Source organism: Microcoleus sp. B3-D2 (genome assembly GCF_036705345.1).
In the GTDB taxonomy this organism is placed as follows: domain Bacteria; phylum Cyanobacteriota; class Cyanobacteriia; order Cyanobacteriales; family Microcoleaceae; genus Microcoleus.
The window spans coordinates 154,941-181,151 of record NZ_JAUBUG010000003.1 but is presented as its reverse complement, the minus strand read 5'-3'; the positions used below and the strand labels follow the sequence as shown (position 1 = coordinate 181,151).

The 26,211-nt window shown below is 45.9% G+C and carries 24 protein-coding genes; 11 read left to right on the top strand and 13 right to left on the bottom strand.

The features are described 5' to 3' along the window. Nucleotides 1-83: 83 nt before the first annotated feature. Together QUB14_RS02500 and QUB14_RS02495 are read right to left on the bottom strand one after the other, a co-directional pair. A complete protein-coding gene (locus QUB14_RS02500) occupies nt 84-1,568 on the bottom strand; it encodes an ATP-binding protein (protein ID WP_333214137.1) in 1,485 nt (494 codons plus the stop codon). Between the two features lie 906 nt (nt 1,569-2,474). Next, nucleotides 2,475-2,600, bottom strand: a complete 126-nt coding sequence (locus tag QUB14_RS02495) for a hypothetical protein (RefSeq protein ID WP_333214135.1) — start codon at nt 2,598-2,600, stop codon at nt 2,475-2,477. A gap of 398 nt (nt 2,601-2,998) precedes the next feature. Here QUB14_RS02495 and QUB14_RS02490 point away from each other — a divergent pair, with 398 nt between their 5' ends. Continuing rightward, the gene (locus QUB14_RS02490; protein ID WP_190657451.1) at nt 2,999-3,397 is read left to right on the top strand and encodes a DUF4342 domain-containing protein; all 399 of its coding nucleotides are present in this window, start codon (nt 2,999-3,001) and stop codon (nt 3,395-3,397) included. A 191-nt stretch (nt 3,398-3,588) separates the two neighbouring features. Here the strand turns inward: QUB14_RS02490 and QUB14_RS28685 are convergent, their stop codons facing one another. Next, entirely contained in the window at nt 3,589-3,999 is a 411-nt protein-coding gene (locus tag QUB14_RS28685; RefSeq protein WP_445251804.1) for a transposase, read from the bottom strand. Nucleotides 4,000-4,449: 450 nt separating this feature from the next. On the opposite strand from QUB14_RS28685, the gene QUB14_RS02485 reads away from it, so the two are divergent. Further along, the gene (locus QUB14_RS02485) at nt 4,450-5,292 is read left to right on the top strand and encodes a hypothetical protein (protein ID WP_190657447.1); all 843 of its coding nucleotides are present in this window, start codon (nt 4,450-4,452) and stop codon (nt 5,290-5,292) included. Nucleotides 5,293-5,585: 293 nt separating this feature from the next. Here QUB14_RS02485 and QUB14_RS02480 read toward each other — a convergent pair whose 3' ends face one another. From QUB14_RS02480 to QUB14_RS02465, 4 genes are all read right to left on the bottom strand, one after another. Further along, nucleotides 5,586-6,971 carry a hypothetical protein gene (locus QUB14_RS02480; protein ID WP_333214132.1) on the bottom strand — a complete coding sequence of 462 codons (1,386 nt, stop codon included), beginning with the start codon at nt 6,969-6,971 and terminating at the stop codon, nt 5,586-5,588. 383 nt (nt 6,972-7,354) lie between these two features. Beyond that, nucleotides 7,355-7,540, bottom strand: a complete 186-nt coding sequence (locus QUB14_RS02475; protein ID WP_333214130.1) for a hypothetical protein — start codon at nt 7,538-7,540, stop codon at nt 7,355-7,357. Between the two features lie 267 nt (nt 7,541-7,807). Then, the gene (locus QUB14_RS02470; protein ID WP_333214128.1) at nt 7,808-9,337 is read right to left on the bottom strand and encodes a YifB family Mg chelatase-like AAA ATPase; all 1,530 of its coding nucleotides are present in this window, start codon (nt 9,335-9,337) and stop codon (nt 7,808-7,810) included. A 58-nt stretch (nt 9,338-9,395) separates the two neighbouring features. Further along, nucleotides 9,396-9,599 carry a hypothetical protein gene (locus QUB14_RS02465; protein WP_333214126.1) on the bottom strand — a complete coding sequence of 68 codons (204 nt, stop codon included), beginning with the start codon at nt 9,597-9,599 and terminating at the stop codon, nt 9,396-9,398. On the opposite strand from QUB14_RS02465, the gene QUB14_RS02460 reads away from it, so the two are divergent. The 3 genes from QUB14_RS02460 (at nt 9,598) to lnt (ending at nt 13,514) form a co-directional block, all read left to right on the top strand. Beyond that, the gene (locus tag QUB14_RS02460) at nt 9,598-9,945 is read left to right on the top strand and encodes a histidine triad nucleotide-binding protein (RefSeq protein ID WP_190693435.1); all 348 of its coding nucleotides are present in this window, start codon (nt 9,598-9,600) and stop codon (nt 9,943-9,945) included. The two genes, QUB14_RS02465 and QUB14_RS02460, sit on opposite strands and share 2 nt — an antisense overlap. Nucleotides 9,946-10,492: 547 nt before the next feature. After that, nucleotides 10,493-11,575, top strand: coding sequence for a photosystem II q(b) protein (gene psbA / locus QUB14_RS02455; protein WP_190657438.1), 1,083 nt, complete (start codon nt 10,493-10,495; stop codon nt 11,573-11,575). A 187-nt stretch (nt 11,576-11,762) separates the two neighbouring features. Further along, a complete protein-coding gene (lnt, locus tag QUB14_RS02450) occupies nt 11,763-13,514 on the top strand; it encodes an apolipoprotein N-acyltransferase (RefSeq protein WP_445251806.1) in 1,752 nt (583 codons plus the stop codon). A gap of 74 nt (nt 13,515-13,588) precedes the next feature. Here lnt and QUB14_RS02445 read toward each other — a convergent pair whose 3' ends face one another. Further along, the gene (locus QUB14_RS02445) at nt 13,589-14,494 is read right to left on the bottom strand and encodes a bestrophin family ion channel (protein WP_333214122.1); all 906 of its coding nucleotides are present in this window, start codon (nt 14,492-14,494) and stop codon (nt 13,589-13,591) included. A gap of 363 nt (nt 14,495-14,857) precedes the next feature. Here QUB14_RS02445 and recJ point away from each other — a divergent pair, with 363 nt between their 5' ends. Next, complete coding sequence (gene recJ, locus QUB14_RS02440; protein ID WP_333214120.1) at nt 14,858-16,954, top strand: single-stranded-DNA-specific exonuclease RecJ; 2,097 nt, start codon at nt 14,858-14,860, stop codon at nt 16,952-16,954. Nucleotides 16,955-17,075: 121 nt separating this feature from the next. Here the strand turns inward: recJ and psb30 are convergent, their stop codons facing one another. Beyond that, nucleotides 17,076-17,216 (bottom strand): photosystem II reaction center protein Ycf12/Psb30, encoded by a 141-nt coding sequence (gene psb30 / locus QUB14_RS02435; protein ID WP_333214118.1) that lies wholly within the window; start codon nt 17,214-17,216, stop codon nt 17,076-17,078. 344 nt (nt 17,217-17,560) lie between these two features. Between psb30 and QUB14_RS02430 the strand changes: the two genes are divergently transcribed. The 3 genes from QUB14_RS02430 (at nt 17,561) to QUB14_RS02420 (ending at nt 18,999) form a co-directional block, all read left to right on the top strand. Further along, on the top strand, nt 17,561-17,935 hold the full coding sequence (locus tag QUB14_RS02430) for a YkgJ family cysteine cluster protein (protein ID WP_190735392.1): 375 nt from the start codon (nt 17,561-17,563) through the stop codon (nt 17,933-17,935). Nucleotides 17,936-18,133: 198 nt separating this feature from the next. After that, complete coding sequence (locus tag QUB14_RS02425) at nt 18,134-18,457, top strand: hypothetical protein (protein WP_190657428.1); 324 nt, start codon at nt 18,134-18,136, stop codon at nt 18,455-18,457. A gap of 254 nt (nt 18,458-18,711) precedes the next feature. Then, nucleotides 18,712-18,999 carry a YggT family protein gene (locus QUB14_RS02420; RefSeq protein ID WP_190657426.1) on the top strand — a complete coding sequence of 96 codons (288 nt, stop codon included), beginning with the start codon at nt 18,712-18,714 and terminating at the stop codon, nt 18,997-18,999. 260 nt (nt 19,000-19,259) lie between these two features. Here QUB14_RS02420 and QUB14_RS02415 read toward each other — a convergent pair whose 3' ends face one another. The 4 genes from QUB14_RS02415 to QUB14_RS02400 all read right to left on the bottom strand — a co-directional run bounded on the left by QUB14_RS02415 (nt 19,260) and on the right by QUB14_RS02400 (nt 23,288). Next, complete coding sequence (locus QUB14_RS02415) at nt 19,260-19,691, bottom strand: hypothetical protein (protein WP_190657424.1); 432 nt, start codon at nt 19,689-19,691, stop codon at nt 19,260-19,262. Between the two features lie 107 nt (nt 19,692-19,798). Continuing rightward, a complete protein-coding gene (locus tag QUB14_RS02410; RefSeq protein WP_333214115.1) occupies nt 19,799-20,812 on the bottom strand; it encodes a shikimate dehydrogenase in 1,014 nt (337 codons plus the stop codon). Nucleotides 20,813-20,984: 172 nt separating this feature from the next. Then, entirely contained in the window at nt 20,985-22,349 is a 1,365-nt protein-coding gene (locus QUB14_RS02405) for a P-loop NTPase fold protein (protein ID WP_333214114.1), read from the bottom strand. Nucleotides 22,350-22,901: 552 nt separating this feature from the next. Next, on the bottom strand, nt 22,902-23,288 hold the full coding sequence (locus QUB14_RS02400; RefSeq protein WP_333214112.1) for a hypothetical protein: 387 nt from the start codon (nt 23,286-23,288) through the stop codon (nt 22,902-22,904). Between the two features lie 576 nt (nt 23,289-23,864). Between QUB14_RS02400 and QUB14_RS02395 the strand changes: the two genes are divergently transcribed. Together QUB14_RS02395 and QUB14_RS02390 are read left to right on the top strand one after the other, a co-directional pair. Then, nucleotides 23,865-25,205: an alkaline phosphatase PhoX gene (locus QUB14_RS02395; protein ID WP_333214110.1), complete on the top strand. Its 1,341-nt coding sequence runs from the start codon at nt 23,865-23,867 to the stop codon at nt 25,203-25,205. Nucleotides 25,206-25,364: 159 nt separating this feature from the next. Beyond that, complete coding sequence (locus tag QUB14_RS02390) at nt 25,365-25,817, top strand: hypothetical protein (protein WP_333214108.1); 453 nt, start codon at nt 25,365-25,367, stop codon at nt 25,815-25,817. Nucleotides 25,818-26,211 lie beyond the last annotated feature (394 nt).

Sequence of the window (26,211 nt, the reverse complement as noted above, 5' to 3'; positions counted from 1 at the left end):
ATCGGACTGACATCCGTTACATCCGTTACATCCGTTACACAATCCGTTGCCGAACTTCCTTCTTCCTTCTTCCTTCTGTTGTATCACGCAAAGCGAGGCAAAATATGTGCTACGGAAGACTGTTGAAGCGGAATTTCGATCGCAAATTCTGCTCCTTTTCCCAGTTCCGAAAAGCACTTCAATGCGCCGCCGTGTTGGTTGACAACAATTTCATAGCTAATTGACAGTCCCAAACCCGTTCCTTGGCCGACCGGCTTAGTAGTAAAGAAAGGGTCAAACAACCGCTTCCGAACCTCTTCTGTCATCCCCGGGCCGTTGTCAGAAATTTTAATTATTACCTTTTTTTTCTCAATTAACTCGGTGCGAATCCGAATCGTAGGAACCAGGCGAACCGAGTTAGAAAGTGATGATTGGGTCGTTGTACAAGACTGCTTTTGGTTGCCTAGGTGCGACTTTTTAGAGGTTTTTTGATCGACATTTTCGTATTTATTAGACTCAACCAGAGCGTAAATTGCATTAAGTAAAATATTCATAAATACCTGATTGAGCTGTCCGGGATAGCACTGCACCAGCGGCAAGTCGCTGTATTCTTTGTGAATTTCTATGGCCTCCTGCCCCGGTTTCCCTTTAAGCTGGCTTTGCAAAAGCATAATCGTGCTGTTGATACCTTCGTGAATGTTGACCTGCTTCATTTGAGCTTCGTCTAACCTGCAAAAATTCCGCAGCGACAAAACGATGTCGCGCACTCTTTCTGCACCTTGCTGCATAGAGTTTAAGACTTTCGGCAAGTCTTCTAGTAAATAATCGAGTTCGATTTTTTCTGCTTCCGCTTCAATTGCTGCGATGGGTTCAGGACAGTGCTGTCGGTAGATGTCGAGCATCCGCATTAAACCTTGCGTGTACTCTTTAGCGTGGTGCAAATTGCTATAAATAAAGCCGATCGGATTGTTAATTTCGTGAGCTACTCCGGCTACTAACTGCCCCAAAGAAGACATTTTCTCTGTTTGAATTAGTTGAGTTTGAGTGCGCTGAAGTTCTAACAAGGCAAGTTCGAGCTGTTGGGCTTGATGTCTCAATTGCGCTTGCGATTCTCGCATCGCCACGGTTGATAACTCGTGAATTTGCAACTGAGAAAGCAGCAGTTGGTGTACGTCTAAAAGTTTGTAAGTTTCCGGTTCTACTTGTACTACAATTGGTTCGTGGATGAGTTCGGGCGATCGCTCCAAAGACTGCCGCACTGCCGTCATAATTGAGGTTTCGCGATCGAGAACCAACATATCAGTTTGAGTAAAGCGGTAGAGTATAAACAAAGGCTGTTGAGAAAATAACTCCAAACTGTAGGGGCGGCTCATGTGTTCAAAATAACGCCGCCGCGAAATCATCCCTATAAACTTTCCTTGCTGAGTGATGATGATGCCGGGAACTAAAGGGTTTGCTTGAAAAATTTTAGCAACTTCGTTCCCCGGACACTCAGACTCGAGGAGAAAGTCGTACAGGGTTAATTCCTGTAGAGTCGATCGCAAACCAAGCGGCGATTTTAGGGGACTCAACCCGTCAGTTTCATACACTGCTCCCTCCTTTGGTAATTGGCAGTTGCGGTTGGCTGCTGGAGTCTTGCCTACTCTTTAGACGGCGTTTTTAACTCTTTTTATAGCTTAGTTATCAACTTCCCTCTGCTCCCTGGAATTTAGTTAATTCAGCAGGATTTTTTTTTCCTTAAATCATGCTGGTGTCCCCCGAAACGATATTGCAGGTTAGATTGATTTAACAGCCAATACCACTTTGAAACCTGACTATGTATTGAATTTTATATATCCAAGATTTTACTAATCCGAATATACCAGTCATAACTATTTTTAATGTTTGATGACATTAATTTGGTTCAGATGGATAGACATCTGCGACCTGTGGCAGTACATTTCGTATTACCCCTTGCGTAAAATTATATTACAATAAGACAACAATAGCGACAAATCGGCAGTCGATCGCCCGATTTTAAAATTCAGGCAAAACAGGTTTCTGGAAATTGCCAATGAATCTCAATTGTCAGTTTTTTTGCACAAATGCCGATCGCACTCAACCCGAGGATTGTCATGTAGGGAGTCTTCCAGCCAGGGACAGCCGATAGCGAGCAATTTGTCAAGTTCGGCAGCTTATACTTTAGCCGCATCGACACTCCAAAGCTTCACCGACGAAATTTTTCCCGGCAGATGCTAAAATTGTGCGATCGCAACTAAAACTCACATTCCACACATCCGCTTAATGTGCCTTAAAAGTTTCCACAAAAGTACGGCCGGGCCACGAACTTGAGATTCAAACTCGGTCGCTGGCAAATCCGACACGGAGAATCAAGAGGAAGCAGAAAGAAATAATTCTATTTTACCCGACTTTTCCCCAACTTCAACTTCAATTTGAGGAAGTTGGTTTGGTTACGATAATATTTCGATCATTATTATTTCTCCTCCCCCTTGATTTTAGGCAATTCTCATTAGAAACTCTAAGATGTTGATTTGAGGAACCTCGCGGGGTGGGGTTTGGTTGGGCGATCGCACTGGGCTAAATTGAAATGAGATTTGAGGAAAGTAAGCGACGGTTTCCATGTGCGGTTTCCCAAAGTAGAGGTGGTAACTATATACACGGCGGGACGATCGTACTTTCAGTACAATGTCACTATTTCAACCGGTACACCTGTTGAGTCTGAGTCTCGGAGAGTGTGAAAGTCCCTTTAATCATTGGGCTGTCTGGATCGGAGGTTTTTGAAGAGTGGGGCGGTGCGAGGCCCAGAAGCAGACTGTTAACCAAGCGGCACTAGGGAAGTCGGCAGCTAGGGCCTACCGAGGAAGGATTTTAGGCGATCGCCGTTAAATATCAAGAGAAAAAAGCACGATAGCACCAACAGCAATATCACCCAAAAGAATGATTGATCGACAAAAAGTTGCGTGTTATAATTCTAAATAATTCTATACAAAAATACTTTTACCTAAAAGGAGAACAAAAAATGGACACCCCTACAGAGCGCCTACAAGAACCGGTCGGGACAAGAGAACTCGAATCAATACCTGTATCTGAAAAAGTTTCTTCCCAAAAAGTTAGTGAGGTTAATTTTGAAACGACTCCTTTAGAAACCCCAGCTTATACTCAGCAAAAAGTTAGCGTCGAGGAGGTGAAAATTAACGGCGACGATTTGGTTGCTAAAGTTAAAGAACTGATTCACGAAGGAAATATCCGCCGCATCATTATCAAAAATGAAGAGGGACGGATCTTGGTAGAAGTTCCTCTGACGGTGGGAGTAGTCGGTGGAGTCATCGGTGCGGCCTTGTTTCCAGTCATTGCAGCAGTAGGAGCGATAGGTGCATTAGTCGCTCACATGACTATCATCATTGAAAGAACCGAGTAAAAAAACTCAGTTGTTAGTAATAGCGGATGTCCGGTTAATTTCCCGCAATCAACCTTGTTGGTAGTGAGTAAGACCCTCCTCTCTTTATGGATGAGAGAAAAATGACCTTTATTACTACTAATAAATTAATTGTGGTTATCTAACCGGACTTAAACAAACTTCTAGCACAAACTGGCTTGATAAATAGATGGCTAGTAACTGTTACTACTCCCTTCTCTTTTTTCGCGATTTCTAGGCTCTATTGCCCTCCCACTCTGGCAGTAAAGTTGCCACTTGTAACGGTGCAATGAATCATCTAAGATGAGGTAAAATCCCTGGCTGAGCGTGGTTTGATGACACTGGTTCATTACCTTCAAGTGACGTTGATTCATTTCACTGAATGACCAAGGCGCTGCGCTTAAAAAATGGTGTAATTTGTGGTAAGTTACTCGCACGGCGTGTGCCACCATCGGCGACAGGTGGTTTGGCTCACTTTCTCCCAATAATTCGCCTAAATAGTTCCTAAACTCCCGTTTTTGGGCTTGATGACGAAAGATCTCGTCAAATCTTGGACACCATTTATAAAAGCAGGGGGGCCTTGCGACGGGGATTATCTCCTTCATTGCTCATCTTTTAAGTTTATATGCTTGCAGAGCAAGTATATAAACTCATTTAGCCTGTATTTTTTGTTTAAGTCCGGCTAATCCTATTCCCTTGGAGGACTCAGACAATCACTCGGAGGGTAGAGCCTGGTTAATGCGTTCGTTAGTTAGATTTGATACAGATTAAGGAAAAGCCAAAAGTTCTCTAAACTCCCTAAGCATTAAGGTGTTAAGCATTTAAACCGGGTATGACTAAAACCCCCAAGGTTTACACATGAATATTGACTGAATCTTGGCTGAATCTTGACTGAATCTTGACGGAATCTTGAGTGAATCTTGAGTGAATCTTGAGTTAATCTTGACAGTGAATCGAAGTAAGTGATTTAAATGCTGAACAGCTTAGCTCAAGTTTTCAAACCAGAGCATCTCCTACAGACAAATATTTTTTGAATAGTTGTGGCGAAGATAATTATGAAACCTAACGAAGAAAATAGCTCTAGCCGTGAAATTCATCAAGAAGTTCACACAGATGCAACTAACGGTCACGTCAGTACAACGCGAACTACTAAAAGTGTTCCGAGTACAACGGGGAAGGCTTCTAAAGAAGCAGCTCATCACCAAGGTTTTGTACAGGGTGAAATGGCGGAAAACCACCGCCAACTTGGAGTCCAAGAAGTCCGCGATAATGAGAATGCTGGTCGCGGGTTACTGTTAGGGATTCTTCTTGCTTCTTTGGCAGGCTTAGTTCTGGGCAGTGTATATTACTTCAATCGGGGTGAGGAGGCTCCTACTCCTACTGCGGCTCCTGTGATTGTTGTACCGAAAGCGAATCAACCTTCAGCAACACCTGCTCCGACTCGGACTATAGAGAGAGAAAAAACGATCATTCAAAAGATTGTTCCGGTTCCGGTTCAACCATCTCCTGTTCAAAAGGCTGCCCCTGCTCCTCAACCAAGTCCAGCTCAAAAGGCAACTCCGGCTCCTCAACCAAGTCCGGCTCCCAATATCAATATTACAATTCCAAATTCACAGCAGCAAGATGCACCTGCTCAGCAAGCAGCACCGTCTCCATCTTCGCCGTCAAATAATACCAATACTACGGTTCCGACTCCGCAGGATGAGCCAGCTTCCACTGCGCCAACTCCAGCACCTGAGAGTTCAGCTACTCCATCTCCCACTCAAGATGAGGGCGCTCCTGGAGCAGGTACCAGCGGCGAAACTAATACGGAAAGCCAGAGCGATTCTAATCCTACGGGTACGGCTGTACCTGAGAGCAACTCCGGCGCAGAGGGTGCGACTGGTTCACCGCAATAGAAGTCGGATGTCGAATTAGCCCGCCAGGGGTTCAAACCCCAGACTCATAGCTAAAGTCCTTTAAAGAGGACTTTTTTTTATGGTTTAAACTGAGATCTTGCACCATTGTCAATAAGCCTGCTATGGGCGGGATCTCCTGCCCACCCCACAAGAAAACTCATTGTTTGTGGAACAGGCCCGAAAGCCTGTTAAGCGAGAATGGTGCCACATCTCAGACTAACCGGACATTGTGGCTGAACTCAAGAAACCTGGTTTCTGCGATGGAAAACCTTTTAAGATTGTGCAAACCTATCCTAAGAAACGGTTTGGTGAACTAATTTAACTTTCCCTAAAGCCGTCTTCCTGCTGTCAAAGAGTTTCATCACGCCGGAGGAGATGGTCTCGATGACATCGGGAGCGCAGTAAGAGAGAAACTCTTCCGAGGAAGTAGGATCTGCAAAAAACTCTTGAGCTTTCTTCAACAAGTTTTCAGTTTCAGCAAAGCCGATAGATTTGATAATAAACGTAGAAACCGGGGAGTTTTTAATATCATAGCGCGATTCTTGATTGCGTCCTATTTCTAGCAGGTCTAACACTTCTCTTTGCAACTGACTGTCTAATGGGTAGGCGATCTGTTTGTTGGGCAAGTAATCCTCCAAAACCGAAATTTTAAATCCGGGTGCGCGCAATTCTCCCATCATAGTTGAAAGCGGAATCTCGCGGCCCATACGGTAGGAAAGAGCTTCTAAAATGGCGATAGTAATTAACTTGACCCCCAGATAAAGTTTAGCAACTTCGATATTTTTGCGAGTTCTGGCAATCAGGTTAGCGTAGGTTTCATCGTCCGGCTCTTGCATAAACTGCTGGAAAACCAGTTCGGGTTTGAGGAAGTTCAAAAATCCTTCCATTTTTTGCAGAGACTTGCGATATCCGGCAACAGTATAGGAATTAACATGGATCAATTCGTGGTTGGTTTCTGGCATCAAATTCCAGGTATTGTCTAAGAAATTAGAGGAATTTCGAGAGGCAAAATTCTCGACATCTCTATTTGCTAACCTGACAGCACGCTTGACAAATTCTACAATTTCTGAATGCCTCCATCCCAAGTTAAAATCGCGATTTATACTTACCAAACGCTGGTGCAAAAGTTCGATCGCGCTCAAACCGCTGGGCGAAACGGGACGAAAAGGGATAGTAGCTTCGATGCAAGCTGTTATTTCAGCGATCGTACTAGCTGGCAAAAAAGGCTCCAAACATTTGGCAGCAATAACGGCACTCAAAAATTCGTTTTGGCCGGCAAACGGAGAGAGAGTCTTGCCGGGAATAAACCCAAATACTGAGGCCACTAGGTGATACATGGCATCGTCGGGCAGTTCGGTTTCATCTCTAATAACTAACTGCGATCGCACCTCTTTGACAAAAGGACAAAGGGCGCTGCTAATATTGAAACTAACGCCCTGATCGACTTGCACGTACACGAGGTCGTGAAACAGCGCAGCCAGCACCTCGATCGGATCGACTGACCCCCCGACCTCAAAAATGTGTTCCGACGTGTGAAAGTAGCGCCAAGGCCCTCTCATTGTTTGAATGATTAGCTCAGCTATCTGCTCCAGCTTTGGAATGTCTACTCGACCTCCCAATTGCTCGATCGAGCTTACCAAGCAATCCAAGCACCGTTTTTGTTCTGCTAAAAGCTCCATTTACACACCTCCAGTGCATTCCCTGATTGTCTTCCGCTTGATTGCATGGTATCAAAACGCGCTGCGATCGTGCCATGATTCGTCACTCAAAAATTTCAAATTTTAGGGTGAAACAGGGAGAGGGGGCGAGGGAAAGAGCAATAGCGAGCAATAGCGAGCAATAGCGAGCAATAGCGAGCAATAGCGAGCAATAGCGAGGTAGAGGGGGAGGGGGAACTTAAATATTAAAAATTCTGCCGTTGTGGAGATTAGGGCAACTTGGGCGATCGGTATCATAAATTACAGTAAAAATGACAAAAAGTGGGTAACAACTTGATAAATTTTTGATTAAATTATGAGGGGTTTTTGACAAAAGCTGTGGGTGGGTGGCATTGACACCAGCTTCAACCTGCGGTGGTATAAATACAGCGTCCAGCCTCAGAATAAGATTCGTAGACCTGCTGATAAACCTCTTGACATTTGGGCTGATACAATTCTGTTGAGTAGCTTTCGGGAAATCGATCTAAAGCTTCCTCGATCGCCACTTTAACTGCTGCCTTGGTTTGCTGTCGCCTCCCCCAATCTAACACTAACAGAACTTACGCAACTGCCACAACTGCTCCTGGCACTATGCAGCACAACATCCGACAATAAACATGGGAACATCGGCGCGTTTCACTGGCTCAATCAAATAATTGGACAACATCAATCGAGCTTAAATACCCCCTAAATCCCTTAGTCCCCCTCGGCTGGGGCTTTGTATTTTTAGAAGCGATTTAAATCGCCGAATCAACTGTTAGATCCCCAACTTCTTTAAGAAGTCGGGGATCGGGGGATTGTGTCTTTTGAGCCGCTGTTTACTGCATCCGATCGATCGTCCGATACTGCACCGCCTCCCCCACATGATTCGTTTTCAAGCTTTCATCCCCCGACAAATCAGCAATAGTCCTAGCAACCTTCAAAATGCGATCGCTCGCCCTCGCCGAAAGCCCCAACTTCCGAATCGCCATCTCCAATAAATTCCGAGAAGCCTCATCCAACTGACACCATTTGTTAATGTGACTGCTTTGCATTTCCGCATTACAGCGCAAACTAGATTCCGACTGAAAACGGCGAGTTGCGATCTCTCGCGCCCGCTGCACCCTCACCCGCACCGGTTCCGACTCTTCCCCCGTCGGCTGTCGCGTAATTTCCTCGGGTTTCAAACGATTAACCGCCACTTGCAAATCAATCCGATCCATCAAAGGCCCCGACAGTTTAGCCCAATATTGCTCCCTCTTTTGCGGCGAACAAGTACACTGTTGAATCGAATCGCCGTAATAACCGCAAGCACAAGGATTCGTACTTGCAACTAAAGTGAATTGCGCCGGAAACCTCACCGATTGTCTAGTGCGAGAAATGGTCACATAACCATCTTCCAGCGGTTGTCGCAAAAACTCCAAAACATCTCTTTTAAACTCAGTTAATTCATCGAGGAAAAGGATGCCGCGATGTGCTAAGGAAATTTCTCCCGGACGCGGAAAACTGCCACCACCTACCAAAGAAGGGCCAGATGCCGAATGGTGAGGACTGCGAAAAGGCCGATCGCCCACCAAGCTTCCCTTATCCTTCAACAACCCAGCCACCGAATGAATTTGAGTGACATCCAAAGCTTCCTCAAAAGTCAGCGGCGGCAAAATACCCGGCAAACGCCTCGCCAACATCGTCTTACCGCTCCCTGGCGGCCCCACAAAAATTAAATTGTGCCCGCCAGCCGCCGCAATTTCCAAAGCCCGCCGCGCGTGAATTTGCCCCTTTACATCCTTTAAATCTAAACCCGGAAACCGCGTTTTTGCTAACTCTTCTCGACCGTTTACTTCTACAGGCGAATAAACTTCAGGATTGTTTAAAAAATCAGTAACAGCAAAAATATTCTCAAAACCATAAACAGATATTCCGTGCACCAAAGCCGCTTCCTGCGCGTTACCAGCCGGTACAACCAACCCCGAAATACCCATTTTTTGAGCAGCAGCGGCGATCGGCAAAACCCCAGCCACAGGTCGCAAACTCCCATCTAAAGAAAGTTCCCCTAAAAACAAATAATCTCCCAAAAGTTGACCGCTGACTTGTTCCGATGCTGCTAAAATGCCAATGGCGATCGGCAAATCAAAACTCGGCCCTTCCTTCCGCAAATCCGCCGGAGTTAAATTAATCACAATACTCCGCATGGGAAAAGCATATCCCGAATTTTTTAGCGTAGCCTTAACCCTTTCTTTAGCTTCTTGCACCGCAGAATCGGGCAATCCCACAACGACGATTTTTGGTAGCCCCCCTGACACATCAGCCTCAACACCAACCTTTACCGCGTCAATTCCAACGATCGATGCACTCCAAACCCTAGCAAGCATTTTTCTTTATCCTTAATTTGCCTGTCCTTGATTCATCATCTATTATGATTAACAATGACTAATGAATATCGGAAGAGGCAAGAAAAACTTTTCCTTGCCTCTTCTTTTTCTCCTCTTCCTTCTCTCCTGCTGGGTCTTCCCTCTTCCCTCTTCCCCTTCTCCCTTCCCACTTGGGCCTTCCCTCTTCCCTCTTCCCTCTTCCGCCTTCTTCCCTCTTCCTTCTTCCTTCTTCCTTCTTCCTTCTTCCTTCGTTAACACCCATGACAACTCAAGAAACGCTTTTCAGCAAAATCATCCGCAAAGAGATTCCAGCAGACATCGTTTATGAGGACGACTTGGCCCTCGCGTTCCGAGATATCAATCCGCAAGCGCCCGTTCACATCCTCGTCATTCCCAAACAGCCTATTGCCAAATTAGCCGATGCCGAGTCGGGAGATCATGATCTCATGGGACACCTGCTGCTGACTGTCAAGCGGGTAGCAGAACAACTCGGACTTAGCAACGGCTATCGCGTCGTCATTAATAGCGGCAGCGACGGCGGCCAAACTGTAGACCACCTGCACCTTCACATTCTCGGCGGACGGCAGATGAAGTGGCCCCCAGGCTAAAGGCTAATTTTTACGCAGAACTTGCGGACTCATCCTCAGAAACCCGGTTGATTTCTATTGCCAAGCGCCTCAGAAACCGGGTTTCTTTTTTCGTCAATAAACCGGTGGATTGGAGGTTATTGAGAATGTAGCGCGATCGCACTAAAAACCAACTTTTCAGTATTCTCCCGATAAAAAATTACCTCGCAGAAGCCACCAGTTATAGGTTAATAAATATTAAAAATTATATCTTCAAGACTTAATTAACAGATATTTAGATAGAGAGAGAATCGACCTGAACAAAAATAATTAGCTCGAAGTGCTGGATTAAGCTACAGATAATAAATTCAGTTCTTCAGGTCGCTATATTTAACGTGTTAGGTGGGTAATATTCCTTTGTAAAAAACAATAAATATTTATCAAGAATCTAATTTTTGTAAATGTTTGTAAAATCTTTAAATTGTCCGCAGTAATCCCTTGGCAAACTTTAGTGAATGGTGTTACTAATATAAGCGTGGGGCATCCCCACAACGAACCTTGAAAATTCAATTAAGCCATCATAAACCAAATGACAACAACCGTACAGCGTCGCGAAAGCGGCAACGTTTGGGAACGGTTCTGCGAGTGGGTAACTAGCACTGACAACCGCATTTATGTGGGTTGGTTCGGCGTCTTGATGATTCCCACCTTGCTGAGTGCCACCATCTGCTACATCATCGCCTTCATCGCTGCTCCTCCTGTGGACATCGACGGCATCCGCGAACCAGTTGCAGGTTCCTTGATGTACGGCAACAACATCATTACTGGTGCTGTTGTTCCTTCATCGAATGCGATCGGGCTTCACTTCTATCCCATCTGGGAAGCAGCTTCCCTCGATGAGTGGTTGTACAACGGCGGCCCCTACCAATTGGTAGTTTTTCACTTCCTCATTGGCGTTTTCTGCTACATGGGTCGTGAATGGGAACTGTCCTACCGCTTAGGAATGCGTCCTTGGATCTGCGTCGCTTACTCTGCACCAGTTGCAGCAGCAACCGCAGTATTCTTGATCTACCCGATCGGACAAGGCAGCTTTTCTGACGGTATGCCCTTGGGTATTTCCGGCACATTCAACTTCATGATCGTGTTCCAAGCCGAGCACAACATCCTGATGCACCCCTTCCATATGTTGGGAGTTGCTGGTGTCTTCGGCGGTGCTCTGTTCTCCGCCATGCACGGAAGCTTGGTAACATCTTCTTTGGTTCGCGAAACAACCGAAACTGAATCTTTGAACTACGGTTACAAATTCGGTCAAGAAGAAGAAACCTACAACATCGTTGCAGCCCACGGCTACTTCGGTCGGTTAATCTTCCAATACGCGAGCTTTAACAACAGCCGTTCCTTGCACTTCTTGTTAGGTGCATGGCCAGTTGTCGGTATCTGGTTTACCGCTTTGGGTATTTCCACGATGGCGTTTAACTTGAACGGTTTCAACTTCAACCAATCGATTATCGACTCGCAAGGTCGCGTCATCAACACTTGGGCTGATGTCATCAACCGCGCTAACCTGGGTATGGAAGTAATGCACGAGCGCAATGCTCACAACTTCCCTCTCGACTTGGCCGCTGGTGAAGTCACCCCAGTAGCAATGGTTGCTCCTTCTATCAACGGCTAAGTTTTAGCTTTTGATTGACAAAAAGCGCTCCTAGAAATAGGGGCGCTTTTTGTTTTGGCAAGTAAAATTTGAGAGATTTTTTTCTGTTAAATCCGTTAAATCCCATACACGGCGCGTTGCCGAGCTTCCTTCTTCCTGATCGATCTGATATATTGATTAAGAATTATTATTTTTGGCAATCATCAAAGTGGCGATATTTAACAGGCACAAATTTGAAAAACTCGTGGTTCATAAATCCAAAACATTAGCCTGGGCGATCGCATTTTTGAGCGGCATTTTGATGGCATTGACAACCGCACCAGTAAATGCTTGGCTATTGGCTTGGGTAGCATTAGCTCCCCTGTGGGTTTTGGTTGTTAGTTATGAAAGGCCTCTTCAAGAAGTAAAACAACCAAAATTTTTCCTTCTTCCTGCTTCATTCTTCCTTCTTCCTTCACTCTGGGGAATTGGCTATCACGGATTAGCTTTATCTTGGATTATGGGAATTCACCCGATGATTTGGTTGGGAGTTCCTTGGTGGCCGAGTTTGGCGATCGCACTTTTTTGCTGGGTCTTCATCACCCTCTGGGGAGCCGCATTAGTAGCCGTTTGGGCGTGGCTATTTCTAATTCTCAACTCCCTCACTTTACCCGGCAAAAATCCTATTGTTATTCTTAACTCCCCCCCTTTACAAGGGGGGGCTGGGGGGGGTAGCTCTCATCTTACTCTTCTTAACTCCCCCCCTTTACAAGGGGTGGCTGGCGGGAGTAGCTCTAAATTTTCAGCATTAACTCGCGTTTTAATTGGCACAGCTTTGTGGTGTGCCTTAGAAAGTATTTGGAGTACAGGTTCGCTGTGGTGGACATCACTATCTTACACGCAAAGCCCCCACAATTTAGCAATATTGCACCTCGGTCAACTCTCCGGCCCCAGCGCAGTAACAGCCGCTATTGTAGCAGTAAATGGCTTAATTGCCGAAGCTTTTATTGAAGGAAGAAGGAAGAAGGAAGAAGGAAGAAGGAAGAATTGGGTTGCTTATATTTTGCCTGCGAGTTTGTGTTTAGTTTTGCATATTGCAGGATGGAGTTTATACAACCGCCCTTTGAATCCAGAAGCTGCAACCGCTTTAAAAATTGGCATTATTCAAGGCAATATTCCTAACGAGATTAAGTTTGACTCAGCGGGTTGGGGGCGCGCTTTGGAAGGTTACACCACTGGATACAAACAGTTAGCAGACAGAAAAGTCGATGCTGTGTTAATTCCAGAGACAGCTTTGCCTTTTATCTGGACAAACGAGTATCAGCGTTCTACTCTTTCGTTTTACCAAGCTATTCTCGATCGCGGTGTGGTGGCTTGGATTGGAGGATTCGGACAGCAAGAGAATAGTATCACTAACAGCTTATTGGCGATCGATCGCACTGGAGAAATTGTCGGTCGCTACGATAAACTAAAGCTAGTGCCTTTAGGCGAATATATCCCTTTTTACGAAATTTTAGGCGGGATTATTAATCGCCTTTCTCCCTTAGATGCTCATTTAGTACCCGGCAATTCTCAACAATTGTTTGATACGCCGTTTGGTCGCGCCATTGTGGGAATTTGTTACGATTCAGCCTTTGCTGAAAATTTCCGATATCAGGCGGCAAATGGAGGCGAATTTATGATCACAGCTTCCAACAATGCCCATTACAAACCGCCAATGTTGGATCAACATCACGCTTTAGATGTGATGCGGGCAATTGAAACTGATAGATGGGCAGTTATAGCAACTAATACGGGTTACTCTGCTTTTGTAAATCCTCGCGGCGAGACGGTTTGGAAGTCTGGAATTAATACCTATGAAGTCCGAGATGCTACTATTTATCGGCGGCAAACTCGGACTTTGTACGTGCGGTGGGGAGATTGGCTGACGCCTGTATTGTTAGTATTGGCTGGGTTAATGCGGTTGATTGTTAGAAATTAACCAGTAGGTTATACGATTTTAGATTTTCGATACAACTCTAAAATCTAAAATCTAAAATTTAAAATGGAATGACTCTACTTATCTTTCACCTGTTCGTGAACGCTAGGAGATAAAGAAATTAAATCGTCGATATTGCGCTGCATGGCAGCACAAATATTGGTCAAAGGCAAATCATTGGCATCGTGTCCGAAGGGATTTTCTATTTCAATGCCGATTTCTTCGATACCGAACAAAGTAAAACTAATTAAAGCCACAACTGGGCCGGTTCCCCAACTCAAATCGTTCACCATTTGAAAGGGCAGTGCCAAACAGTAAAGCAACAATAGTTGTTTCAGGTGAATCGCGTAAGCCAAAGGGATAGGCGTCTTCAAAATCCGCTCGCAGCCACCTAATACATCAATCATAGAGTTGAGCAACTCATTCATACCTGTTAACTGATAGACATCCAGGCAATTGCGCTCGTACTGCTCGTGCATATAATCCTCAATCCAAAAGGCAATTTCTAGGGGCGGATTGTTCATCGACTTGAGCTTTTGGTACTGCGCTGGGGACATTAACGCCTCCAATTCTGGATTTATTGGTTCTTGCCGCAAGTGCAGTTTCATCGCCACTGCAAAGGCAGGTAACAGGCGCAGGACTGCCTTTTTGATTACGATATCCTGCGGCTCTTTTTCCTCAATTGCTACCCAGATTTGGCGCGCTAAATTGCGGACGTTGTTGACTAAAGTACCCCACATTTTTCTACCTTCCCAAAATCTTTCGTAGGCTGTATTTGTCCGAAAAACTAACAGTAAACCCAGGACAATACTCGGTACAATACTCGACAAAATGGGCATGGAAACTGGCAACTTAAAAAAGTGCAGCAGGGAAATAATAACTCCAAAGCCGCCACACAGCAAAACGCGGGGCAAAATTGAGGGAATGACAGACCCCCGAACCTGTAATGCAATTTTAAACCAAGGTGGTCGATCGCCACTCATGCAAGTCTCCTCATTAAATTAGTAGTCTGCGGCCTAGGGCGGGCAGCGCAAATGCCTGCTACACTTAGTTCTTCGGCTCCCGCCAGTCGATTTGAGATTCGAGATTTTAGATTGACTCCACAGATAAATCTGGGGGATTTGAACTTTGGTCTAAAATTTTTTGGTCTCCACAACTGCTGTCAGGACTTGTATCCCTATTTGGGTGCGGTGAGAGCTTCCGAAAAAAGCTTTCCTACAAACAACCTTTGAATTTTACCCAAAAAACTCATCTTTAGGCTCAATTTAAAATCTAAAATCTAGAATTGATTGACGCAGTGACTTAATTCGGTAAGATTAACTATGTATCTTTAAACCTCAGCTTCCGTGCAAGAGCAACCGACATCTGTGCCTCCGCATTTTCACCGATTGCCAAACCAACGGTGGCAAATTTATTCGCCTGAAACACAACAAGCCGAACAATTTGCCGCCGAAATCGGTTTGTCGCCCTTGCTGGCACAGGTACTAATTAACCGGGGCATCGATTCTCTGAAAGAAGTGCAAGGGTTTATCGAACCGGAATCTCTGGTTTTGCCCGCGCCAACCGATGAGTTTCCCGATTTGGCTGCGAGTGTCAAATTGTTGCGGGAAGCGATTTCGGGAGGGAAAAAAATTGCGATTTGCGGCGACTACGATGCTGACGGGATGACGAGCACCGCTTTGTTGCTGCGAGCTCTCAGGGCTCTGGGGGCGAATGTGGATTATGCTATTCCCAGCCGGATGCGAGAAGGTTATGGGATTAACGATCGCATTGTAGAAGAATTTCACTCGGAAGGTGTCGCTCTCATTCTCACGGTTGACAACGGAATTGCAGCTTACGGCCCGGTTGCCAGAGCACGAGAACTCGGTGTCAAAGTTATTATTACAGACCACCACGATTTGCCACCAAAACTGCCCCCGGCCGATGCTATTCTCAACCCGAAATTAATTGCAGAATCTTCGCCTTATCGCGGTTTGGCTGGCGTAGGCGTTGCTTATGTTTTGGCGATTACTTTGGCGATTGATATGCAGAAAGTGGGCGGGTTGGTGAATCCGCTGCTGGAGTTATTTACGTTGGGAACTATTGCGGATTTAGCGCCTTTGACAGGAGTTAATCGGCGCTGGGTGAAGCGGGGTTTGCGGCTGTTGCCTCACTCGCAATTGGCGGGGATTCAGGCTTTGATTCAGGTGGCTGGAGTGCAGCCGGGAAGTACGGAAAGTCCCTCACTTCTTAACTCGCAAAATAAAACTAATAATTCCTTAAAGCCTGAAGATATTGGTTTTAGGCTTGGCCCCCGGATTAATGCTGTGGGGCGGCTGGCTGACCCTCAAATTGTGATAGAGTTGCTGACCACGGACGATCGCGAATTGGCTCTGAAAAACGCGATGCAGTGCGAACAAATCAATCAGCGCAGGCAGGAGTTGTGCCAGGAAATTGAGCAGGAAGCCATCGCTTGGTGCGAGAAAAGTGATCTCGATTTGCAGCAAGAACGAGTTTTAGTTGTCGTGCAACCCGGTTGGCACCACGGGGTGATCGGGATTGTAGCTTCTCGGTTGGTGGAACGCTACGGCGTACCTGTGTTTATTGGTACTTTTGAGGATGAGGCTGGCGAAAACGAGGCTGTAGGGAAGGTCGCCCATAAAATTGTCCGGGGCTCGGCGAGGGGAATTCCTGAGTTTAATGTATTTGACGGGCTGAATTTTTGCGCGGATTTATTAACTAAATTTGGCGGACACAAAGCGGCTGGCGGTTTTTCGATGCCGGCCCAGAATCTCGAACAATTCCGCAATCAACTGTCTATTTTTGCCAATCAATGCTTGCAGCCGGAACACCTAAAACCGCTGGTTTCAGTTGACGTGCGAGCAGATTTGGCTGAGATTAATCTTGACCTTTACCGACAAATTGATGCTCTGGAACCTTGCGGAATTGAAAATAAGGCTCCTGTATTTTGGACGCCTAATGTTTGCATAACTGAACAGAAAATTGTTGGTAAAGGAGGTCACGTTAAACTAACTGCAACTCAAGATGGAAAAGTAGCGGCTAGTGTGAAGGCGATTGCTTGGCGTTGGGGCGAATATTTTCCTTTGCCTCGGCGGGTTGATATTGCTTACCGATTGCGGGAAAATAGTTTTAATGGCAAGACATCGGTGGAGTTAGAATTGTTGGGTGTTCGGCTACCGGCAAATGCTGCTACTTCCAGGCCACCGAGGTTGGGAAAAGTTGAGTTTGATTACTGCGATCGCACTTATGCTTGCAGTCTGTCTCCAGCAGGCTCGATCGAGGAATTGAGAATTCGCAACTCTCAAGGGCAAGTTCTGGCTGTTTCACCCGGACAAAACATCGGTTTGTTAGGTAACTCCCGCAAAGATGCTAGAGAAGTCGATGTATCTCTACCTTTTTTTGAGAATTTGATTCAAACTGCTAAACACGCCCTGGGTATTTGATAACTCGGTATTTGATAAAAAATTTCGTGCATCATGGAAAATTGGCGATCGAGCGTTGTGAATTTTGAATAATTTAAAACTCAAAACTCCCAACTCTCGATCGCCCCGGAGCGTGCTATAATTACAGGTCGCCGCCTCTAGCTGCCAACAGAAAAATCACGATCGGGCCCGAAAGCACGACGGCTGCGAGTAAAGCTACCTGAACAATGAGTTGGTAGTCTACACCAGCCATACCACTGAAAAGATTGGTTATAAAGTCCATGTGTCCTCCTGACTGTAGTGATTAAGTCTAGATTGTTGAATTAGAAAATCCGCTTCTGATTTTACCGGGCGATCGACCATATTTTTTAAGGAACTTTACAAAATTCAACAAAATGTAAACTAGGATCGACCTCTCAGTCACAGGAAACCAGAGACTTGATGCCCCTTCCCGGAAAGTGCCCCCAATCTAAAATCTAAAATCTAAAATCGAACCCCCCCCTTCGGAATCTCCGTCTCCGGCACTGGCAATTGATATACTTGAAGAGCTCCAGTCTCCTAAAGTTTGGCATTTTCCACATAATGCTCCGAATCTAAAATCTAAAATCTAAAATCTAAAATCAAACTATGGCTACTTGGCGTTGCGTAAAGCAGTGCGGTGCTTGTTGTTACCTCGACCCAACAGAGCGCCCCGACTTAGACGAGTATTTATCTGAAGACGAATTATCGCTCTATTTGAGCTTAGTCGGAGATGACGGTTGGTGTATCAATTTTGACAAAGCGACCCGAGAATGCGGAATTTACGCCGATCGACCGCGCTTTTGTCGGGTAGACTCAGAGGTGTTTGAGGAGATGTACGGCGTTGAGCCGGCCCAATTAAACGATTTCGCGATCGAGTGCTGCTTGGAACACATTGAAGATCTTTATGGCGATCGATCTTTGGAAATGATCCGCTTTAACTCTGAAGTCGGAATTCTCGCCTTACCTGACGGTGTTGCATAATTGCGGGATGATTTTGATTGTTTTGTGGGATGGGCCCATGAACCCGAAGGTGTGTATTTTCACAGCAGGCGGGACACCCCACAAGCATCCTTCTCAAATTGTGCAACGCCTACCTGACAACTAACAATCTCCCGGTTTCTCACCGGGAGAGTGTCAAAATAAACAAATTAAGGAAATATCGCGCAGTTGAGTTGAGCTATGAGTAATCGAGAGGGTTTTACAGGGGGATTTATTGCCGGAGCTGCCCTTGGCGGCTTGGTGGGTGCAGTTTTGGGCACAGTGCTGTCGCGGCGCGCTGCTGAAGCTTTGCTGAGTGAACCTTCAGACGCAAAAACCAGAAAAATCCGCCAGAGGAAAGCCAGCCAACTCGAAGCCGACGGGATGGAAGTAGCAAGGCTGAGTTTAGAAGATAAAATTGCCCAGCTAAATCAGGCAATAGATGACGTGCGGCTGCAACTCGGCGACGTAAACGGCAACGCGCCGGCGCCGGGCAACGAGGGCTCGATCGCCCCAGACTCCTGAATCCATTTAAAATTTTAGATTAGTCTGGCAGCTCCATGGGGGCTACTAACATCTTGCGCCATTCTCAAGAACTGGCTTTTGGGCCTGTTCCACAAAGAGTGAATTTTATTGTGGGGTGGCTATCATATCCTGCCCGCCCGTAAAAAGCTTGATGCTCCCCCTCTCCCCCCTCTCCCTCCTCTGTCACTCCCCCAGCTATGCTAAACTCACAGTTAAAGTGTCTGTAAACTTTACTCAAACTACAAGCAAAATTTATGAGTTCTTCAATAGGCCTTTTGGCAACCACGCTAGCGACATTTCTGCAAATCTATCTAGTCCTGATGATTTTTCGGGTGCTGTTAAGCTGGTTCCCCAATATCAATTGGTACGACCCCCCGTTTTCGATTTTGAGTCAGTTAACAGATCCTTACCTAAATCTATTCCGATCGATTATCCCCCCCTTGGGAGGGATTGACTTTTCGGCACTGATTGCGTTTTTTGTACTTCAGTTCGGCTCGGAATTCTTGATCGGTCTTTTGACCAGCTTGCAAACATCCTTGTAGTTTGAAAAGCTTAAGTTTTTAAGCATCGAGCGTAAATTGTTTGGCAGACCTAGCTGCCTGCAACTAAATTTTAGATTTGACATTTTTAGATGAACTCCCTGGTTGAAAAGCTGGGGAGTTCATCGTACATTAGAAATGAGAAATTGCCAGCCACTCAACAATCTCAAATCACAAATCTCAAATCTAAAACTGCAGATCGGTTTAACGGGCAGCCAACCCAAAATCTCTTTCTCAGCAATCTAAAATCTCAAAGAGTTTTGTTAGCGGCGAACCACGCCAGTAAAACCTGTAGCTTTAAATTGCTTGAGCTTCAAAGGTGTTCGTTGATTGGCGGCAACGGAAATTCTGAGCTGAAAATCGCTAACTCCGGGAGGAACTTCTTCTATAGAACCCAAGCGAGTGCGATTTTGCATCACCGGATTGTCGTCGGCATCATAAATGCGGCCGAAAATATCGGCATTGACAACTGGTTTGCCGGTGCTATTTTCAGCTTTCCCAGTAATCAAAAAGCAGGTAGCTTCCATAGAACTGCCGCTGGTGACTGTTCCTTCTCCCATTTCGGCAGGACATTCGCGATAAGAAAGGTCGGAAAGTTTAATCTGCGTCAGAGCCCAAGCAGGTGGAGTGAATACCAAACTAAAAATTCCGATTAGGCAAGTAGCAAAAAAAAGGCTGATAGCTCGAAATTTCATAAATGGCGGGGCAAGTATATTTTAATTCTCAGCTTAGCGCGAATTCAGCCTCTAATTCCTACTTATAGGAATTCTGAAAACTACCGCTACTTTTTGAATAAATGGCATTAGTCTAGACCTAAATGCTGTCGCAAGGCTTGGCGCATCACATCAACTGGGACGGATTCTTTATCCAGCCAAATTTTTAAGGCGGCTGCTCCTTGTTGAACTAGCATTTCGAGTCCGTCAATAGCTCGCGCTCCCCGAAGCTGTGCATCTTTGAGAAACTGGGTAGGATTAGGGGTGTAAATTAAATCATAGACGATCGCACCTGCTGAAATTCGATCGATCGCACCCTCCGCAACCGGCGACTTTTCCCCCTGCGGATACATCCCCACAGGCGTCGTGTTCACCAGCAAATCTGCCTGCGAGATTAACATTGACAAATTCTCCCAAGTATGAACCTGCAAATTCTGCACGGGCATCGGAGAATTGACCCAACTCTGCTGAAATTCCGCTAAATTTTGTTCGCTGCGGCCGACAACGTGAATCTCTGCACATCCCAATTGAGCGCATCCAGCCACAACAGCTCTCGCTGCCCCGCCATTCCCCAAAATTACCGCTACTTTCTGACTCCAATCGGAACCCCCCCTAGCCCCCCCTTGGTAAGGGGGGGGACAGGATTCCACAGCCCGTGTTTCGTAAGGAGGCGAATCAGATTCGACAGCCGTATTGCCCTTTTCTAAGGGAGAGGTCGCGTCTTTAGCCCCCCCTTGGTAAGGGGGGGTTGGGGGGGTTTGCAGCGGCGCGAGAAAGCCTTCAACGTCAGTATTTGTGCCGCACCAACCTTTGTCAGTCAGGTATACGGTATTGACTGCGCCGATCGCTCGGGCGATCGGGGAAACTTCCGACAGCAGCGGTAAGATGGCTTGTTTGTGCGGAATTGTGATGCTAAATCCCCGGACGCCGATCGCCGCAAATCCTGCAAGAGCAGCTTTTAAATCCCCTGGTTTTACGGGAAACGGCAGGTAAACAAAATCGACTCCCAAGTGGGAAATAGCAGCATTGTGCATCGCCGGCGACAGAGAATGTTCGACGGGATGACCAATTACTCCCAACAGTTTAGTAGTGCCTTTAATCATTTTTGTTAGTTGAGTGTTGACTGTTGACTGTTAACGGTTGACTGTTGTGAGTTTTCATACCAGATCCTGCTAGAATACCGCCCTTATTCTTTAGTCCCCCTCTGCTCGGACTTCGTTTGACTCTTAAGCGATTTCAATCGCCGATTGACTATCAACTGTCAACTGTTAACTGTCAACTGTTAACTGTTTCCCGAAACTCTTTGGCGTCAGCCAAAATCGGATTGACATCAAACCAGTAATCCTCGCCGTAACGGTATTCAAACACCCAGAGACTACGCAGCAAGATTTGGTATTTAGTTTCCCCACTCACAGTTTTGGTAGCGGATACTTGGCGCAGCAATTGCCACTCATCGGGTTCGATCGCCAAAGTAAGCTGGTGGCGGCGCTGGACGATCACATTTTCCAAAGTTTCCCGCGACAGAGGAGGGTCTTGTTTCTGCAGACAGCTATACAGCAGTTGCAGCAAATTGCGAACATGACCGCCGCTGACTCGACACAGGCGATCGAGAGTTTCCGCAGAGTCGAAAACTTTGCCAACCAAAGCATAGCGCTGCGAAGGCTGCACTGTAGGAAAAGCACGCGCCAGAACCATCTGACGCAGCAATTCCAGACCCTCAGAGCACTCAGAACCGTCGCTAAACTGCACCGGCACCATCGGCAAAACCTTCGGATCTACCCCAAATCGATTGGTCAACTGGCCCAAATCGTTAGAGAAAATCAGCACCAAAGGAATTGTATACACGACGTGACAATTTAGTCTTGCCAACTGTTCGCCGCGATCGACAAACAGGTATTCCGGCTGAAGCCGCCCCGTCGGTTTCGCGCACAGGTGTATGCGATCGAGATTGTCGATAATTACCACAAGTCCTTGTTTCCCCTGGCGTTTGAGTTCTTGATTAGCCGGCTCCAGCAACTCCTTATTCAGTGCATCTAAAATTACATTAGTTCGCGGCTCCAAATATTGCCTCAACTCCGATCGCAGATTGGGAGCATCTTTCGCCTTAGCAGTAATTTTGCCAATTCCCAGCGCCAGAGAAAACTCTCCCTCCGTGCTGGCATTTATTTCCCCAAAACCAGGGACATTAGCTTCAGCCCTCAAGTCTATTTGAGTTTGAAAAACATCAGCAACCCCTTTGAGCAAAGCTTTAAAACCCGTCGGTTGCAGCTTGATTTTCATTTTCTCAATGCTTTCGCTCACCTGACGAGCAACGCTCAACAAAATGTCAGTGATATCTACATCTGCCATGTCTAAGTCTTTACTCGACTCAAAGTAAACAACATGAAATCCTTGTTGCTGCAATTGAGCTTGCAGCCGCAGCAATTCAGTTGATTTACCAGAGCCAATGTGGCCGGTGAATAATTGACAGGTAGGTGCATCGGGGGACAGACGGCTGATGGTGCGCTCCAATTGTTCGACGATTGTGCCGCCCCGCACTGAAGAGAAATCGATATAGTATTGTCGGTCTTTTTGATTTGCTACTGCCAGGGTGTAGCTGGGATTGCAGGCGCTATAAAATTTCTGTAAATTTAGTTCCATACCCTGTTCCATCTTTCACAACATTATGCCCTAATAGCTTATTCATTTCGCTATGGTAATAATCAGCACAACTTCTCAGTTGATTTCGCTGTTTTACGGGGCAATCAATATCTTGATACCTGCCTAAATCAGCACTCCAAAATTATACTTTTTTTGGCTAGTGGAAATAAATAAAACCCACTAAAACCTCCCATAAATCAGTAATGTATCCTCGTATAGCGAACGCGACTTCATTGACAGTACAGACGAAAAAATGACAGTAAGGTTCTCCAATAAAGTGATTATTGAAGTACGGTTAACCGAATAAAAAACAGGTAGAAATCAGGTATCCATAAACCAGGTTTTTTAAATAATACCTTGTAGGTTGAACCCTAGTGGAGCGAAACCAACAAAAGATTTTAGATTGGCTATTTTAGATGGAAGCAAAAATGTAAAATCTAAAATTTTGGGTACGAGTGCCTCAACCCAACCTACTTTCTTAGAGCATTTTGACTTAGGCGCGAAGGTGTTGTGTAAGAAACCGGGTTTCTCGGTGTGATTTTTTTTTTGGATCTACTTATTTTTGAGCAATTCTACCATTTTGTGACCGACACCTGCAGCCGAAGCGGGATTTTGGCCTGTGACGAGCCTCTCGCTGGCCACAACGCCAACTTGAAAATTAAGATTAACTAACGCCGCCAGCCCGTGACAGACAGCACCAACAATGCCATCTGCTTCATAAATAGCACCAATCCCAGCAAGTTCCTGGTTATCAGCAAAATCCCACATTGTACCGTGTCCCCCAGCGTAGAAAATAGCGCCATGTTCTGCGGGGTCAATTTGTGCAGGATTGAGAGTATGTTCCACTCGCGCCACCTGCCGCCCACCACTTCTGGCCAGTTGTATTTCGCAGAATAATTGACGTTCATCCAAAACTCCTTGTACCCAATTTAAGAGCAATTAGACAAGCCGTTGCATCGGGATTGGGCTTTAGGGTTCTTTCCGACTACTTGTGTGCAGTTTGCTTGGGTAAAAAAAACAGAAAATAATAAGCTCCTCGTTTGGGGTGTACTTTATCCACTTGCAAACGGCTATTTCAATGGGTCATTTTCCTATAAATCCTTGAACTCAGTCGAGTTTTGTAGAAGTTTAAACCGATTTTATGGGTAGATTTTTACAAATACAAGCTGTTAAAAAAGATATAGAATCTCAACGAAAAAATTACCCGATCAACACAAAATTCATAACTTCTAGTGACTTATTTTAATTTTAAAATATTAAGGCAGAGAGAGTTTTTTATAAGAATCTCTTGAAGAAAGCCGATTAAGGTAATGTCCATCCTGCAAATTCCTACTGAATAAAAACATCAACAGGCTGAAAAAATAGAGCAGCGAACAGCCCGGTTAGCAGCGCAATTACGAGCCACTGGGATTGACATTTAACAACTATGAAACAACCTTAATGAGAAGTTAAACCAACCTTATCTTAGCCTTGATGCAAGTTTAGTATGCTTTGTTTAATTCACCGGAAAAGCTCATGCAACTATCACGACGAAAGTTTTTTACATTGGCAGGAGCGAGCGCTGCTGGCACTTTGATGATGTCTCCTCTAGAAGCGCTTTATGCCAGAAAGGCCAATGGTGAATCAGTATTTGGAGGAGGGTATGGACCCCTCGTACCCGATCCGAATGGATTGTTAGATTTACCCGATGACTTTCAGTATCGGGCTTTTTCACGAACGGGCGAAATGATGAGCGACGGTTCCCCTGTGCCCGGTGGTCACGATGGCATGGCGGCTTTCCCAGGTCCCCAAAACACGGTGATTCTGGTTCGCAATCACGAACTGAGTCCGAATTCTTCAACACAAGTTGTGGGTCCAAATCCTTACGATCCTCTTTGCAAAGGAGGGACAACCACACTACAGGTTGGACCCAATCGTCAGCTCATCAAGCACTACGCTTCGCTTACCGGCACCTATCGAAATTGTGCGGGCGGCCCGACTCCTTGGGGTTCTTGGATTACTTGCGAGGAGGATGTCTCGACTGTGGCGACTAATAGAGCACCGGGCGATGCGAGAAATGTCTCCAAATCTCACGGCTACAACTTTGAAGTTCCGGCTCTCGCAACGGTTCCTGTGAATCCCGTACCTTTAGTTGCAATGGGACGGTTTAACCATGAAGCGGTGGCGACCGACCCCAAAACCGGAATTGTCTACGAGACTGAAGACCGAGGAGATAGCCTCTTCTATCGCTTTATCCCCAATCAACGGAACAATTTAAGCGCCGGGGGTACTCTGCAAGCGCTGAAGATTAAGAATATGCCTAAGGCAAAGACTTTTGCAGGCTTTCCCAAGGGCCAACCGATGTCCGTGGAATGGGTGACAATTGACAATCCTGACCCGGCTACGGATACAGTACGGGTCGAAGGTTTCGGTAAAGGTGCTGCCCAGTTTACTCGTGGGGAAGGCATCTGGTACGGCAATCGTGAAGTTTACTTCTGTTGCTCGAATGGTGGCTCTGTTGATGCTGCCACTGGCAGACCGAACGGATTTGGTCAGGTTTGGCGGTATCTTCCCGATCAAGATATGATCGAACTTTTTGTTGAGGCTAAATCGCGTGACGAACTCGATGGCCCTGACAACATTGTTGTGGCACCTCATGGTGATCTGATCATTTGCGAAGATGGCAATGATGAGCAGTTCGTGGTGGGTGTAACTCCTAACGGGGAACTGTATCGTTTCGCAAAAAATGCGCTCAACGATCGGGAGTTTGCCGGAGCCTGCTTCTCGCCGGATGGTCGAACTATGTTCGTTAATATCCAAACCCCAGGCATCACGTTTGCCATTTGGGGTCCTTGGAGGTCTCAACGAGGAGCATAACATTACTGTCTTATAGTGCGAGCATTTTATTTGCCTGTAAAACGCTCTTATGTTCGCACTATGCAGAAGATGGTGAATCACGCCGGATTGTGGCAACATCCGGTGTGGGTTCTCTATAAGCCTATGAAAGTTTAACGGTTTGTGGGAGTTTGAAGAGTAGTGCAATACGTCCGCCAGTCGAAACGAGTGTTTTATACTCTGGTAATGATGTCGATCGCCTTTGGCGTTGATTTATCTCAATCTAGGGATTCAGTCGCTCAAATACCCGTTGATTATGTTTGCTATATACAGACGAGTGATGGTCGAACGATCGACTTAGGTAAGCTTTGTGGAAGTAGTGGCAGAGGCCTCCCGATCGCTTTAGATCCCAATGACCAGGCGTTTCTTAATAGTTATCAACGATCGTTGAGCAAACGGCTCAATTCATCCTCATCCGATGCCGTGTCTCGCGTTCAGCGAAATCCCCAAGCGGCTATCGAACGTGCGCGCGGGATATGTAATGCGCTCAGTGCGGGAATGTCGATCGACTTGCTGCAACCTCAAGGCAATGCTGAAGTTGATGCGCTTAACGCTCTGGCTCCTAAATATTACTGCTCTGAGTTTGACGACTGAGCAAGGAAGTAAATAGATTTTGAAGGGAATAAAGGGTTGATTAACTGTAAGACTTTTTCTAACATTTGCTAACAATCACTTACATTTACAAGATGTCTTTATGCCATGTAGAATGAATTTAGCCGAGCCGATTAACGGTGACAAACCTTCGTAGTAAGGAACCTCTATATAAATAAGTTGCCTCTACATTATCAAAGCAAATAATCGAATTGGCTAAATGCGGTCACGTGAAAACCAAGCTGAACCCTCATAGTACAAGTGCTTCTATAGATTTCTAGGCGCTGCTGGTTGATACGCATTGGTTGAGTTCTCATCTCAACTTATAGCGGTTGGCAATTGGATGAAGTACACCCCAAACGAGGAACTTCTTCTTTTGGGCATTCTGAGCCTGTAC

Excerpts from the sequence above, each read along its gene's own strand:
- QUB14_RS02395 (WP_333214110.1), top strand. The coding sequence starts at position 23,865 with ATGCAACTATCACGACGAAAGTTTTTTACATTGGCAGGAGCGAGCGCT.
- psb30 (WP_333214118.1), bottom strand. The coding sequence starts at position 17,216 with ATGGACTTTATAACCAATCTTTTCAGTGGTATGGCTGGTGTAGACTAC.
- QUB14_RS02460 (WP_190693435.1), top strand. The coding sequence starts at position 9,598 with ATGACAACTCAAGAAACGCTTTTCAGCAAAATCATCCGCAAAGAGATT.
- QUB14_RS02410 (WP_333214115.1), bottom strand. The coding sequence starts at position 20,812 with ATGATTAAAGGCACTACTAAACTGTTGGGAGTAATTGGTCATCCCGTC.
- QUB14_RS02490 (WP_190657451.1), top strand. The coding sequence starts at position 2,999 with ATGGACACCCCTACAGAGCGCCTACAAGAACCGGTCGGGACAAGAGAA.
- QUB14_RS02445 (WP_333214122.1), bottom strand. The coding sequence starts at position 14,494 with ATGAGTGGCGATCGACCACCTTGGTTTAAAATTGCATTACAGGTTCGG.
- psbA (WP_190657438.1), top strand. The coding sequence starts at position 10,493 with ATGACAACAACCGTACAGCGTCGCGAAAGCGGCAACGTTTGGGAACGG.
- QUB14_RS02495 (WP_333214135.1), bottom strand. The coding sequence starts at position 2,600 with ATGGAAACCGTCGCTTACTTTCCTCAAATCTCATTTCAATTTAGCCCA.
- QUB14_RS02415 (WP_190657424.1), bottom strand. The coding sequence starts at position 19,691 with ATGAAATTTCGAGCTATCAGCCTTTTTTTTGCTACTTGCCTAATCGGA.
- QUB14_RS02420 (WP_190657426.1), top strand. The coding sequence starts at position 18,712 with ATGAGTTCTTCAATAGGCCTTTTGGCAACCACGCTAGCGACATTTCTG.
- QUB14_RS02485 (WP_190657447.1), top strand. The coding sequence starts at position 4,450 with ATGAAACCTAACGAAGAAAATAGCTCTAGCCGTGAAATTCATCAAGAA.
- QUB14_RS02470 (WP_333214128.1), bottom strand. The coding sequence starts at position 9,337 with ATGCTTGCTAGGGTTTGGAGTGCATCGATCGTTGGAATTGACGCGGTA.
- QUB14_RS02405 (WP_333214114.1), bottom strand. The coding sequence starts at position 22,349 with ATGGAACTAAATTTACAGAAATTTTATAGCGCCTGCAATCCCAGCTAC.
- QUB14_RS02425 (WP_190657428.1), top strand. The coding sequence starts at position 18,134 with ATGAGTAATCGAGAGGGTTTTACAGGGGGATTTATTGCCGGAGCTGCC.
- QUB14_RS28685 (WP_445251804.1), bottom strand. The coding sequence starts at position 3,999 with ATGAAGGAGATAATCCCCGTCGCAAGGCCCCCCTGCTTTTATAAATGG.
- QUB14_RS02480 (WP_333214132.1), bottom strand. The coding sequence starts at position 6,971 with ATGGAGCTTTTAGCAGAACAAAAACGGTGCTTGGATTGCTTGGTAAGC.
- QUB14_RS02430 (WP_190735392.1), top strand. The coding sequence starts at position 17,561 with ATGGCTACTTGGCGTTGCGTAAAGCAGTGCGGTGCTTGTTGTTACCTC.
- QUB14_RS02465 (WP_333214126.1), bottom strand. The coding sequence starts at position 9,599 with ATGGGTGTTAACGAAGGAAGAAGGAAGAAGGAAGAAGGAAGAAGGAAG.